Source organism: Deinococcus apachensis DSM 19763, assembly GCF_000381345.1.
GTDB classification, from domain to species: domain Bacteria; phylum Deinococcota; class Deinococci; order Deinococcales; family Deinococcaceae; genus Deinococcus; species Deinococcus apachensis.
This window is the reverse complement of the sequence record NZ_KB906403.1, coordinates 41,978-54,746: the sequence shown is the minus strand read 5'-3', so window position 1 is coordinate 54,746 and position 12,769 is coordinate 41,978. Positions and strand designations below refer to the sequence as shown.

Annotated in this window: 11 protein-coding genes and 1 tRNA gene; 10 read left to right on the top strand and 2 right to left on the bottom strand. The window is 70.0% G+C overall.

Annotation, left to right across the window (positions count from 1 at the left end):
* Window positions 1-140: 140 nt before the first annotated feature.
* From F784_RS0111015 to F784_RS0111000, 4 genes are all read left to right on the top strand, one after another.
* Entirely contained in the window at window positions 141-1,232 is a 1,092-nt protein-coding gene (locus F784_RS0111015) for a PQQ-dependent sugar dehydrogenase (protein WP_040383028.1), read from the top strand.
* A 304-nt stretch (window positions 1,233-1,536) separates the two neighbouring features.
* On the top strand, window positions 1,537-2,985 hold the full coding sequence (locus F784_RS0111010) for an ABC transporter substrate-binding protein (RefSeq protein WP_019586785.1): 1,449 nt from the start codon (window positions 1,537-1,539) through the stop codon (window positions 2,983-2,985).
* Window positions 2,986-3,137: 152 nt separating this feature from the next.
* Window positions 3,138-4,061, top strand: a complete 924-nt coding sequence (locus tag F784_RS0111005) for a carbohydrate ABC transporter permease (RefSeq protein ID WP_019586784.1) — start codon at window positions 3,138-3,140, stop codon at window positions 4,059-4,061.
* An 8-nt stretch (window positions 4,062-4,069) separates the two neighbouring features.
* Entirely contained in the window at window positions 4,070-4,921 is an 852-nt protein-coding gene (locus tag F784_RS0111000) for a carbohydrate ABC transporter permease (RefSeq protein WP_245557831.1), read from the top strand.
* A 66-nt stretch (window positions 4,922-4,987) separates the two neighbouring features.
* Here the strand turns inward: F784_RS0111000 and F784_RS0110995 are convergent, their stop codons facing one another.
* Together F784_RS0110995 and F784_RS0110990 are read right to left on the bottom strand one after the other, a co-directional pair.
* Complete coding sequence (locus F784_RS0110995; protein WP_019586782.1) at window positions 4,988-6,439, bottom strand: glycoside hydrolase family 13 protein; 1,452 nt, start codon at window positions 6,437-6,439, stop codon at window positions 4,988-4,990.
* Window positions 6,440-6,476: 37 nt separating this feature from the next.
* Window positions 6,477-7,799 carry a CCA tRNA nucleotidyltransferase gene (locus tag F784_RS0110990; RefSeq protein WP_019586781.1) on the bottom strand — a complete coding sequence of 441 codons (1,323 nt, stop codon included), beginning with the start codon at window positions 7,797-7,799 and terminating at the stop codon, window positions 6,477-6,479.
* A 98-nt stretch (window positions 7,800-7,897) separates the two neighbouring features.
* Between F784_RS0110990 and F784_RS0110985 the strand changes: the two genes are divergently transcribed.
* From F784_RS0110985 to F784_RS0110960, 6 genes are all read left to right on the top strand, one after another.
* Window positions 7,898-7,972 (top strand) — tRNA-Ala (locus F784_RS0110985).
* A gap of 223 nt (window positions 7,973-8,195) precedes the next feature.
* Window positions 8,196-8,642 carry a hypothetical protein gene (locus tag F784_RS22975; RefSeq protein WP_019586780.1) on the top strand — a complete coding sequence of 149 codons (447 nt, stop codon included), beginning with the start codon at window positions 8,196-8,198 and terminating at the stop codon, window positions 8,640-8,642.
* Entirely contained in the window at window positions 8,642-9,700 is a 1,059-nt protein-coding gene (locus F784_RS0110975; protein WP_019586779.1) for an AAA family ATPase, read from the top strand. Before F784_RS22975 ends, F784_RS0110975 begins: the two co-directional genes overlap by 1 nt.
* Window positions 9,687-10,655: a DUF58 domain-containing protein gene (locus F784_RS0110970; protein ID WP_026332414.1), complete on the top strand. Its 969-nt coding sequence runs from the start codon at window positions 9,687-9,689 to the stop codon at window positions 10,653-10,655. The genes F784_RS0110975 and F784_RS0110970 overlap by 14 nt, the downstream gene beginning before the upstream one ends.
* The gene (locus F784_RS0110965) at window positions 10,652-11,668 is read left to right on the top strand and encodes a VWA domain-containing protein (RefSeq protein WP_019586777.1); all 1,017 of its coding nucleotides are present in this window, start codon (window positions 10,652-10,654) and stop codon (window positions 11,666-11,668) included. The genes F784_RS0110970 and F784_RS0110965 overlap by 4 nt, the downstream gene beginning before the upstream one ends.
* A gap of 34 nt (window positions 11,669-11,702) precedes the next feature.
* Window positions 11,703-12,662 carry a VWA domain-containing protein gene (locus tag F784_RS0110960; protein WP_019586776.1) on the top strand — a complete coding sequence of 320 codons (960 nt, stop codon included), beginning with the start codon at window positions 11,703-11,705 and terminating at the stop codon, window positions 12,660-12,662.
* Window positions 12,663-12,769 lie beyond the last annotated feature (107 nt).

Here is a 12,769-nt window from a genome sequence, read left to right as displayed (position 1 = left end):
ACCATGCGACCCTTGATCCCAGTCGCTCCGGGGGAGGCTGAACCCTAGCTGACGGTGAGTTGAGCTTGTAGATCGGCGGGGCCGCTCGCGCTTCATCGGTCTCCCCGCGCCCTCTCACCGCCCCGTGGTCTCCTGCCTTTATGTTGAAACGAATGCTGGTGGCGGGGGCGCTGGCCCTCGTGGGTGGGGCGATGGCACAGACGCCGACCCTCAAGGCGCCGGACGGCTTCCGGGTGACCCTGTTCGCCGAGGGGTTCCAGCAGCCGCGATTCATGGCGGTGGCCCCGAACGGCGACGTGTTCGTCTCGGACCCGCAGGCGGGAACGGTGACCAGGCTGCCCGACCAGAACGGGGACGGCAAGGCGGACGGCAAGACGGTCTTCGCCTCCGGCCTGAACCGCCCGCATGGCCTCGCCTTCCACGGCGGTTCCCTCTACGTGGCGAACACCGACGGGGTGGTGCGCTTCGCCTACAAGGCGGGGCAGACGAAGGCGAGCGGGGGACCGCAGCAACTCGTCAGCCTCCCCGCTGGGGGTGGGCACTGGACGCGCACGGTCGTGTTCGGGCCGGACGGGAAGATGTACGTGGCGACCGGTAGCAGTTGCAACGTCTGCGAGGAGAGCGACAAGCGCCGCGCCGCCGTGTGGGTCTACGACGCCGATGGCAAGAACGGGAAACCCTACGCAACCGGGCTGCGGAATCCGGTGGGCCTGGAGTGGTATGACGGCGCTCTCTACGCCACTAACAACGGGCGCGACCTGCTGGGCGACAACATCCCGCCCGAGGGCTTCTACCGCACGAAGGCGGGCGGATTCTACGGCTGGCCGTACTGCTACACGACTCAGGCCGGGGAGGCGCAGGTGTGGGACAAGGATTTCGGGCAGAGCAGCGCGGCCACCTGCGCTAAAGCTACGCCCGCCTTCGCCCTGACCACCGCCCACTCCGCGCCGCTGGGCCTGGCCTTTTACGATGGCAAGACGTTCCCCAGCGCGTACCGCGGCCAGATGTTCGCGGCCCTCCACGGCTCGTGGAACCGCAGCACCAAGAGCGGCTACAAGGTCGTGACGGTGGACCCGAAGACCGGGAAGGTGACGGACTTCCTGACCGGCTTCCTGAGCGGGCAGCGCGTGCTGGGCCGCCCGGTGGACCTCGTGGTGGCGCGGGACGGGTCGCTGCTGCTGACGGACGACGGGGAGGGGCGGATCTGGCGCATCCAGTACGTGGGGGGGTGACGCGACCCGGCTGAGGGGCGGCCGGAGCAGGCTCGCTTCCAGGGGTGGGGTTGGAAGCCGTTCGGGACTGGGCGGAACTCCGGGCACTGACGGCCTGGTGCGCGGCCCTGTGCAGGGCGCGTAGGGGTCACCGATCTGAAACGGCGGGCGGCGGGGCACGGGCGGCCTTGTCCTGCGGCCGAACCACCGGGGCGGGGACCAAGATGATGACCTTACCCTTCCCTGGAACTCGTAGGAAATCCAGCATTCCGGGGGGGGGAGCCTTTTTATGCTGCCGCCATCCGCATGTGACTGAGGAGGACCTATGAAACGCCGCACTGCCCTGACGACCGCCCTGCTTCTGAGTTCAAGCGCCCTGATCTCGACGGCGAGTGCCGCGCCCGGCTCCTGGCGCGGCACGATCTACATGGTCGCCGCCGACTACACGCCCAATTTTCCCGGCGTCAAGAATCAGCTCAAGGTCTTTCAGCAGATCGCCAGCGAGTACGAGAAGAAGTACCCCGGCATCAAGATCAAGTTCTACGAGGAGCCCATCCCCGATACGAACACCATGATCCGGGTCAAGGCGGCGGCGGGCGAACTCTTCGACATCTACTGGGCGCAGTCGTACAGCTTGAACTCCACCCTGCCTAAAGGGGTGGCGAACGACCTCGCCCCGTACTTCAAGCAGCCCAACCCCTACATCCCCGGCAACAAGGCCTGGCAGGACGTGATGGACAAGGCCCAGCTCGCCGAGAGCCGCACGCCGGGGGGGCAGATCTACACCCTGAGCGGCGACAAGGTCGCTTACACCATCTTCTACAACAAGGACCTCTTCAAAAAGGCCGGGATCACCAAGGTGCCGACGACCTGGCCCGAACTGATCGCCGCGTCCAAGAAGCTGAGCGCGGCGGGCATCTACCCCATGCACGCGGTCCCGGCCTACCCGTGGTGGAGCCGCCACTTCCTCTCGGACCTGTACTCCAAGGATTACGCGAAGCTGGCGGGCTACGACGGGCTGCCCGGCCAGTCGCCGCTCGACGAGGCGGTGGCGATTTCCAAGGGCATCCTGACGCCGAAGGACGACCGCTTCATGTCGTGGTGGCCGGTGATGAAGCAGTTCACCGACACCTGGCCCAAGGACTACCTCGCCGCCGACCCTGGCAAGAACTACGACGCCTTCCAGGACTTTGTGGGCCAGAAGGAAGCCATGCTCTACGAGGGCAGCTATAAGGTCCGCGAGATGCTGGACGCCGGGGTGAGGTTCCCGGTCGGGGCCTTCAACTTCCCCAAACTCAGCAAGAACGAGAGCAAGTACGCGACCGGCGCGAACACCGCCAACGCCTACGCGGGCACGGGCGGCTTCCAGTACGCCATGAGCACGCCGCAGTCGAACAAGACGATGCGCGAGAAGGGCAAGACCGAGGCGGTCATTGACTGGATGCGCTACTTCGGGACGCCCAGAAACCTCCAGCGCCTGACCGCCGAGCAGGGCACCTACGCGCCGACCTGGCCCGGCACAACCGTGAAGCTCGCCCTGAGCAACTTCGACGCGGGGGCGATCACCGCGCAACTCAAGCTGCCCGAGCGGTCCATCGGGGCGGCCACCGCCACGGCGAATCTGGGCTGGGTGGACATGCAGCGCATCTTCGGGCTGTACCTCAGCGGGAACATCACGCTCGACCAGGCCAAACAGCAGGCGCAGACGGTGCTGGACCGCGCCGCGCAGGACTACGCCCGCAAGAACAAGATCGACCTGTCGAAGTACAAGTGAGCCGGAGGGCGCCCCGTGTGTGACTTCGCCTTCCTGCTCACCACCCTGAGCCACACCTGGCCCATAGGCCGGGCCGCCTGACCCGCAGGCCGGAAGACGCTGCCCCCGCGCGTTCCTCCGGCCTGCCTCCTTTTCTTCCCGAGGAGCGCCTCATGACCGCCCTGCCCGGCTTCCGTTCCGGTTCCGCCTCCCCCCGCAGCGTCCTGACCCGCCTGCGGCGGAACTGGCCCGCCTACCTCTTCCTGCTGCCGACCCTGCTGCTGGTGGGGTATTTCGCCTACTACCCGGCCTATATCGCCGTGACCCGCGCCTTTACCGACTGGGACGGGCTGAACCCCCCTACCTTTACCGGGCTGGAGAACTTCCAGCGGGCGGTGGCCGACCCCGTGATGGGGCAGGCGACGACCAACATGGGCATCTGGGTGGTGCTGGGCACCCTGCTCGCCCTCGTGATGCCGCTGATCGTCGCCGAACTGGTCTTTCACCTGCGAGGGCAGCGGCGGCAGTACGCCTACCGCACCCTCTTCGTCATTCCCATCGTGATTCCGTCCCTGGTGCTGCTGCTCGTGTGGGGCGACTTCTACCGGAGTGACGGGCTGCTCAATCAGCTTCTCGGCGCGGTGGGGCTGGGCGGGCTGCGGCACGAGTGGCTGAGCGATCCGCACACGGCGCTGTACGGCCTGATCTTCCTGGGCTTCCCGTATATTGATGCCTTCAACTTCCTGCTGCTGTACGCCGGGCTCCAGGCCATCCCCGAGGACGTGTTCGACGCGGCCAAGATTGACGGGGCGACGGGGCTGCGGCGGGTGCTGCGAATCGACCTGCCGCTGCTGCGCCCGCAACTGGGCCTCATCGCCATGCTGGCGATCATCGGGAACGTCCAGTATTACATCAGCCCCCTCGTACTGACCTCGGGCGGGCCGGGCTACGCGACGACGGTGCCCGCGCTGCTGATGTACCAGACGGCGACCCGTGACGGCGAGTACGGCTACGCCATGGCAATTGCCTTCCTGCTGATGATCCTCGTCGTGGTCCTGACCCTGCTCTCGCGCCTGATCAGCCGGGGGAACCGGTGAGGGGGACCGTGAGAGGCGGCGTGGGGCGCGCGGGCTTCACTCCAGGCGAGGTCGTGCGGCAGGCTGTCCTCGTTCTGCTGGGGCTGCTGGCCCTCTTCCCGCTGTATTTCACCACCGTCAATTCCTTCAAGGACCGGGTGCAGTACGCCGAGAGCCTGCTGAATGTCCCCACGCGGCTGCACCCCGAGAACTACGCGCTGGCCTGGGCGCAGATTCAGGGTCCCCTCGTCAACTCAGTAGTCATTACCGTCACGAGCGTGCTGGCGACGTTGCTCCTGGCCTCCCTGAGCGCCTACGCCTTCGCGCTGATGGACTTTCCGGGGCGGCACCTGCTGTTCGCCGTCACCTTCGCCCTGCTGCTCGTGCCGGACTTCCTGACCCTGATCCCGCTGTACGTGCAGATTCGCAACCTGACGCTGCCCAGCAACTACCTGGCGATCATCCTGCCCACCGTCGCGGTCGGCCAGCCGTTCGCCATCCTGGTGCTGCGCGCAGCCTTCGAGGCGATCCCGCGCGACATGCTGGAAGCCGCGCGGCTGGACGGCGCGGGGCACCTCGCCCTGCTGCGCCGCATCGTGCTGCCGGTCAGCCTGCCCGTGCTGATCTCGGTGGCGATCATCCGCCTCGTGCCGGTGTGGAACGAGTACCTGCTGCCCTCGCTGGTGCTGGACGAGGCGCACCGCACCCTGCCCGTCGCTCTGGTGAACTTCCAGGGGGGCGGCGCGGCGACCGCGGTGACGCCGAACTACGGCGCCCTGATGGCCTCCTACGTGCTCTCGGCGGTGCCGCTGCTGGTGCTTTTCGCCTTCCTGATGCGCTACTACATCCAGGGTGTGACGAGCGGCGGGGTGAAGGGGTAGGTGCCTTTTGCAGGCGCGAGGGGCGGGGAGATGCCAAGGTCTCCCCGCCCCTCCTCTTTGCCACGCTCAGGCCGGAATGAGGATCAGCGCGCCCCGGGCCGGAACCTCCACCCGTGTCCCCTCGGCCAGCTCGACGTGGAGGCCGGTCAGGGCGTCGCAGTAACGTCCGGGCTGGACCCGCGCGAGGGGCAGCTCGGCTGGGGTGCGGCCCGCATTCAGCGCCACGTGGGCGTTCCCCTCCGCGTGTTCGCGCACGTACACCAGTTCGTCCCCCCCGGCGTGGGTGATGTGGAACTCCCCGCGGCGCAGGGCGGGGGTGGCGTGGCGGGCCGCCGTCAGCTTTTGTAGCAAGCCCAGCGTCTCGCAATCCCAGCTCGCCGGATCAAACCAGGGGAAGGCGCGGCGGCAGTCCGGGTCGTGGCCGCCCGGCAGGCCCACCTCGTCGCCGTAATAGATGCAGGGCGCCCCCACGTAGGTCATCTGGAAGATGGAGGCGAGGCGAAAGGCCGTCGCGTCGCCCCCCGCCGCCGTCAGGAAGCGGGCCGTGTCGTGCGAGTCGAGGAGGTTGAGCTGTGCCCGGACGATCTCGGGGTGGTACAGCCGCGTGACCTCCTCCATCCGTCGGGCGAAGGCGGCGGCGTCCAGCGGCTCGATATGGCCCAGGCCGCTGTACTCGTTCGCGGCCTGCTGGAGGGTGCGCGCCCCGAAAAAGGCCAGGCAGGGCCGGGTGAAGTGGTAGTTCATCACCGCGTCGAACTGGTCCCCCGCCAGCCAGCGGTGCGCGTCGCCCCAGAGCTCCCCCACGATGTAGGCGTCGGGATTGACGGCCTTGACCCGGCGTCGGAACTCGCGCCAGAACTCGTCGTCGTCGATCTCGTTGGGCACGTCGAGCCGCCAGCCGTCGATGCCGAAGCGCATCCAGTATTCGCCCACGTCCCACAGGAACTCGCGCACGGCGGGGGTGGACGTGTTGAACTTGGGCAGCGCGCGGATCCCCCACCAGGCGTGGTAGTTCGCGGGCCCTGCGTCGTCGTAGGCGTGCAGAGGCCAGCCCGAGACGTGGAACCAGTCGCGGTACGCGCTCGCCTCGCCCTGTTCCAGCAGGTCGTTGAACTGGAAAAAGCCGCGGCTGGCGTGGTTGAACACACCGTCGAGCACGATGCGGATGCCCCGCGCGTGCGCCGCGTCGATCAGCGCCCGCAGCGCCTCGTTCCCGCCCAGCATGGGGTCCACCTGGTAATAGTCGTGGGTGTGGTAGCGGTGGTTGGAGGCCGACTGGAACACTGGGCAGAAGTAGATCGCGTTCACCCCGAGCGCCGCAATGTGGTCCAGCCGCTCGATCACCCCCCACAGGTCGCCGCCCATGTACCCATGAACCTGCGGCGGGCTGCCCCAGGACTGGAGGTTCAGGCCCGTCACGCGCCCGCTGCGGGCGAAGCGGTCGGGGAAGATCTGGTAGAAGACGGCGTCCTTGACCCATTCGGGCGTGATGGGGTGCGGCTGGTCGGAGGGCGACATGGACGGCCAGGATAGCCGGGCGACCGCTACAAGAAAATCAAAAGGGCGGTGTCCTGCTGGAAGAAGCCGTGTCCCCCCGCCCGAGCAACAGGGCCTGGGCCTCCTCCGCCGTCCGCACCTCGCCGAGTGCTTGCGCCTCCGCCACGGCCCGCAGCGCCTCCCCTACGGCGGGACCGGGGGGAATGCCCAGCAGCGCCATCACGTCCTCACCCGTGAGCAGGGGGCGGGGGGCGGCGGGCTGTTCCTCTAGCGCGGCCAGCACCCAGTCCATCGCCGCAGCGTAGGCGTGCCGGATGGCGGGGTGGCTCTGCGGCCCCCGCGCGGCCTCGCGGTCGGCGAGCATCAGGCGCAGCAGATCGGGCAGCAGCTCGCGGCGGCGGTGGACGAAGCGCCGGGCCTCCCGCTCCCCCGCCGGGAGGGGCACCATATGGGCGCGGACGAGCGCGGCGGCCCGCTCCACCTCCGACGAGGGAAGGCGCAGGCGCGTCAGGATGCCCTTCGTCAGCGCGGCGCCGATCCTGTCGTGTTCGTAGAAGGTGATGCGCCCCGACTTCGGGTTCACGCCCTGGGCGCGCGGCTTGCCCACGTCGTGCAGCAGGGTGGCCCAGCGCAGCGGCAGGTCGGCGTGAGGAAAGCGGGCCAGGAGCTGGTGCAGCGCCTCCACCCCGTGCCCGAACACGTCGAGGTGGTGAAAGCCGCCCTGAACGATCCCGATGCCCTCCCGCAACTCGGGGAGGGTGAGGGCGAGCAGGCCCAGCTCCTCCAGCCGCCAGATGCCCCGGGCCGCGTCCTGATGACCCAGCAGCGCGTGCAGCTCGTCACGTACCCGCTCGGGCGCGGGCATGGGGAGGGTGCCTGCCGCCAGGTCGGCCGCGACCCGCCGCACCGCCGCCTCCGTCGCCGCTTCCAGCCGAAAGCCTAGCGTGACCTCGAAACGGGCGGCCCGCCACGCCCGCAGGGGGTCGTCCCGCAGGTTCGCCTCCGAGACCATCCGCAGCCGCCGGGAGCGCAGGTCTGCGCGTCCGCCCGTGGGGTCGAGAACCTGACGGTTCGCCGTCAGCGCCAGGGCGTTCACCGTGAAGTCGCGCCGCAGGAGGTCGGCCGTCACGTCGTCCGGCAGGGGCACGAAATCGTGCTGCACCCCCTCCGGCAGATGAACCCTCCAGTAGCCGCGGTCCTCGTCGAGGGGGAACGCGCTTCCCCCCTCCCGCGCGGCCACCTGGCGCGCCGCCGCCTCCGGGTCAGGCACCGCCCAGTCGAAGTCTTTGGGCTGAATTCCCCGCAGCCAGTCGCGGGCCGCGCCGCCGACGAGCAGGGCACCAGGCGGAAAGGCGGGCAGGGGAGGGCGGCGGCGGAACATGGGGGACATGCTAGCGGGGCAGGCCCGGCAAGCGCGGCCCGCGTGTTGGCCTAAGCCTTGCCTCCCCGGGCCGCACCTGCTAGCCTGAGCGCCGCTGAGGGGGCTTAGCTCAGCGGGAGAGCATCCGCTTTGCAAGCGGAGGGTCAAGAGTTCGAATCTCTTAGCCTCCACCAACCAAGACGAGAATGACACCCGGTTCAGGCCGGGTGTTCGTCTTTGCGCCCGGCCCCCCTTGCCCCGCCGCTCGTGCGCTCCCCAATCTGTGCGCCAGCTCAAGGTCTTCCCAGAAGAAAAGCCTAGAGTGGGGTACGCCCTTTTCCCCACCCCTCAGGAGGTTGGCGTGACCGCTTCAGAACGTCGGTTCCGAGCGCTTTTCTCTCTTCCCCGGGTGCCCACATGAACCCCCTGCTCGCCCTGCTGGCGTTCGGCGGGCTCGCGGTGGGCTTCGTGGCGGGCCGCCAGAGCGCGCCTGCTCCCACCGGGAGTGCCCCCACCCCCGCGGCGCTGCTGCGCCCCATTCCGGTTCAGTCGGTCCAGGGTCAGGCACCGGACGACCCACGCGAGCTGATCCCGCTCGTCCCCGGCCCCAACAACGGAACCGAGCAGGGCCAGAGCCCTGGTCCCCAGCAACCCGGTCAGGCGCCGGGACAAGGAGAGTGCAACGTGCTGATGTTCAAGGACGGGCAGATGTACCGCCTCCAGCCCGGGGTGCCGCTTCCCGGCCAGGAGCCCGGGCAGGGCCAGCCGGGCGGCGACAACGAGCTGCTCCCGCTGCAGCCCTTCAACCAGCCCCTCCCGCAGCCGGACCAGCCCGCCCCGTCTCAGCCGGATCTGAGGGTCTGATGACCGGCGCTGCCCCCCTCACCCCGCTCCAGCCCCAGGCCGTGATCGACGCCGCCGCGCGGCTGCGGACGCTGCTGTTCGAGGTCAAAAAGGTCATCGTCGGGCAGGATTTGCTGCTGGAGCGTCTGCTCGTCGCCCTGCTCGCCCGCGGGCACGTCCTCGTGGAGGGCGTGCCTGGCCTCGCCAAGACGCTGGCGATCCACACCACCGCGCAGGCCATCGGCGCGTCCTTCCGGCGTATCCAGTTCACGCCGGACCTGGTGCCCGCCGACCTGATCGGCACCCGCATCTACAACCAGAAGACGGGCGCCTTCGAGGTCGAACTCGGCCCGGTGGTCGCCAACCTGATCCTGGCCGACGAGATCAACCGCGCGCCCGCCAAGATTCAGTCCGCGCTGCTGGAGGCCATGCAGGAGCGCCAGGTCACCATCGGGTCGCAGACCTTCCCGCTGCCCGACCCCTTCCTGGTGCTCGCCACGCAAAACCCCATCGAGTCGGAAGGTACCTACTTCCTGCCCGAGGCGCAGGTGGACCGCTTCATGTTCAAGGTCATCGTGAGCTACCCCGGCTTCCACGAGGAGATGACGGTCGTCGAGCGGGTGTCGCACAAGTTCGAGCCCATCACCGTGCAGCTCTCCTCCGAGGAACTGCGCGAGATGCAGCGGATGGCCGATCAGGTCTATGTCCACCCCTCGGTCACGGAATACGCGGTGACGCTGGCCCGCGCGACCCGTGACCCGGCGGCGGTGGGACTCCCCGAGTTGAAACGTTCGGTCGTCTACGGGGCCAGCCCGCGCGCCAGCGTGAACCTGATCCTGGGAGCCAAGGCGCTCGCCATCGTGCGGGGGCGCGAGTATGCCCTGCCGGAGGACGTGCGCGACCTCGCCCCCGAGGTGCTGCGCCACCGCATCATGCTCTCGTACGAGGGGCTGGCCGAGGAGGTGCGGCTGGAGGAGCTGGTCGGGCGCCTGATCGCCGCCGTGCCGCTCCCGCGCGTTCACCTGGGCGACCCGCACGGCGCCGCCCCGCCGGTCGTGACCCGCGATGAGCCTGCTTAGACGACGGCAGAGAGTCACCGTTCCGCCCCCGGCCCCCGCCCCGGTCCGCCCCCCGACCGAGCGGCCCGCCCAGCTCCTGCGGCGGCTGGAGTTCGGGGTGGTGCGGCGGTTGGACGGGGTGCTGTTCGGCGACTACCGCGGCCTCTTCTACGGCCCCAGCCTGGATCTGGCCGAGGTCCGCGAGTACCAGCCCGGCGACGAGGTGCGGCGCATCGACTGGAACGTGACCGCCAGAAGTGGCCGCCTACACGTGCGCCAGTACCGCGAGGAGCGCGAGCTGACCGCCTGGCTGGTGATCGACACCTCGGCCTCGATGGACTTCGGCACCCGGCGGGTCCTCAAGCGGGACCTGGCAAAGGAGTTCGCGGGGCTGGCCGCCCTCGTCATCGCGCGGCACGGGGACAAGGTCGGAGCGATCACCTTCGGTCCCCGGGCGGGCTTCACCCCGCCGAGGGGCGGGCGGGCGCAGGCGCTGGCGGTCCTCAACCTGCTGTCACGCGAGACGCCGGGTGGACCAGAGAACCACCGAGCCACCGACCTCGCCGAAGCCCTGACGGCGGTCGAGCGCACCCTGCGGCGGCGGTCGCTGGTGTTCGTGGTGTCGGACTTTCTGGAAGAAGCCTCACGCGGGCCGGGGAGTTGGACGACCGCCATGGGGCGGCTGGCGCAGCGGCACGACGTGGTCGCGGTGCGCGTCTCGGACCCGGCCGAGCGGGTGCTGCCCGACGTGGGTGGCCTGCGGCTGCGCGACCCGGAGACAGGGGGCGAGCTGTGGCTCGACACCTCCGACCCGGGGGTGCGCGCGGCCCACGCCAGGTTGGTGGAGGAGCGTGACCGGGCGCTGCGGCGGGCGCTGACCTCGGTGCAGGTGGACCTGCTCGACCTGGGGACCGAGCGTGACCCGGTCGGTCCCCTGCTGCGCTTCACGGCCGCGAGGCGGGGGAGGCGAACATGACCTTCACCTATCCGGCCCTGCTGTGGCTGCTGCTCCTGCTGCCGCTCGCGGCGTGGGGGTTGTGGCGGGCCGCGCGGCGCCGGGAGCGGCGAGCGACGGCATACGCCGACACGCACCTGCTGGGTTCGGTGCTGCGCGGCGGGGCGAGGGGGCGTTCCCGGTGGCCGCTGGCCCTGCAACTCGGCGCGCTCAGCCTGCTGCTGCTCGCTGCCGCCCAACCCGTCGCCACCCTGCGGTTGCCCACCAACCAGGCCTCGGTGATGATTGCCCTCGACGCCTCGCGCTCCATGCTTGCTGACGACGTGAAACCCACCCGGCTGGAGGCGGCCCGCGAGGTGGCCCGCGAGTTCCTGCGGCTGGCCCCCGCCACCACCCGCATCGGGTTTCTGACCTTCTCCGACCGCGCCTCGGTCCTCGTGCCGCCCACCACCGACCGCCAGGAGGTGCTTGACGCGCTGAACCGGGTCAAGCCCGCCCAGGCCACCTCCTTTGCGGGGGCAATGGTGAGCGGCGTGCGGGCGCTGCCGGGACGCGAGAAGGCGGTGCCGCCCCGCGAGCTGCTCGAACTGCCGCCCCAGGCGGGGGCCACGCCAGGCGCGGCTCCGGTGGACCCGGACACACTTCCGCCGGGGGCGATCCTGCTCCTCTCGGACGGCATCTCGAACCGGGGAGCCAATCCCCTGATCGCCGCGCGCTTCGCCTCGGACCAGCGGGTCAAGCTGTACGCGGTCGCCATCGGGCAGGAGGGCGGGGCAGTCAGCCAGGTACAGGGGCAGCTCGTCTTCGTTCCGTTCGACACCCGCGAGTTGTCCCGACTCGCCGACCTGACCGGCGGACAATTCCTCTCCCCGCCTGAGCCCGAGCGGCTGCGCGAGCTGTACCGCGACCTGGGCACGGCGGTGCGCTGGTCGCCGGGAGATCTGGGCCTCGCCGCCCCGCTCGCGGGCCTCGCCGCCGCGCTGCTGCTGCTGGGGGGCGGGCTGGCGCTGGCTTGGCAGCGGAGGGTGCCGTGACTGCCACCCCGCTTCCCTCCCTGGAGGTGTCCCCATGACCTTTCTCTGGCCCTGGGCGCTGGCCGCGCTGGTGCTGCTGCCCCTGTTCGTGTGGGTGTACCTGCGGGGGCTGGTCAGGCCCGCCCAGGCGGCCGCGCTGCACCCGGACCTGCGGCTGCTCGCGCAGGCGTCGGGCCGTCCCCGACCGCTGCGGCGCCACCTGCCCGCGCTGCTGTACCTGGGGGCACTGACCCTGACGCTGTTCGCCCTGGCCCGGCCCACCGCGCCGCTGCCGCTGCCCGACAACCGCACCTCCATCATGCTCGCCATCGACGTGTCGCGCTCCATGGAGGTGCAGGACATCGAGCCCAGCCGCTTCATCGCCGCGCAGGAGGCCGCCCGGCGCTTCATCCGGGCGCTGCCGCAGGGCGCGCGGGTCGGCCTGGTCTCCTTCGCGGGAGACGCCGTGCTCCACACCCCGCCCACCTCCCGCCACGACCGGGTCTTCGCGGCCATCGACAACCTGAGCGTGGCTCCCCGCACCGCCATCGGGGACGGGCTTCTGACGGCGCTCCAGGCCCTGCCGGGTCGGGACGCCAAGGCGGCGGCAACCGCCCAGGACCGGCCCCCGGCAGCCATCGTGCTCCTCTCCGACGGGCGCAACAACACCGGCAGCGACCCACTGGAGGTGGCGGCCCAGGCCAAGAAGCTCGGGGTCAAGGTCTACACCGTGGGGCTGGGTACGGTGGGCGGCGATTTGCGGAGCAACCGCTGGAACAGCTTTCAGGGCGGCTTCGACGCCGAGACCCTCAAGAGCATCGCCACCGCCACCGGGGGCCACTACTCCGAGGCGCGCTCGGCCTCCCAGCTCAGCTCGATCTACCGCGAGTTGGGCCGCTCACTGGGCTGGACCGTTCAGGCGCGCGAGGTCTCGGGCTTCCTCGCGGCGCTCGCCGGGCTGGTGCTGCTGGGGAGCCTGGGCGTTTCGGAACTCGTGACGCGGCGCATCCTGTAAGGAACGCACAGGGCGGGTCACAGCCTCGCACTGTGGCCCGCCCGCGTTGCTGAAGAAAGGCCTGGTTTCCCGCGCCCCTCGCCCGTGTTAGCCTCCCTCCCGTGATC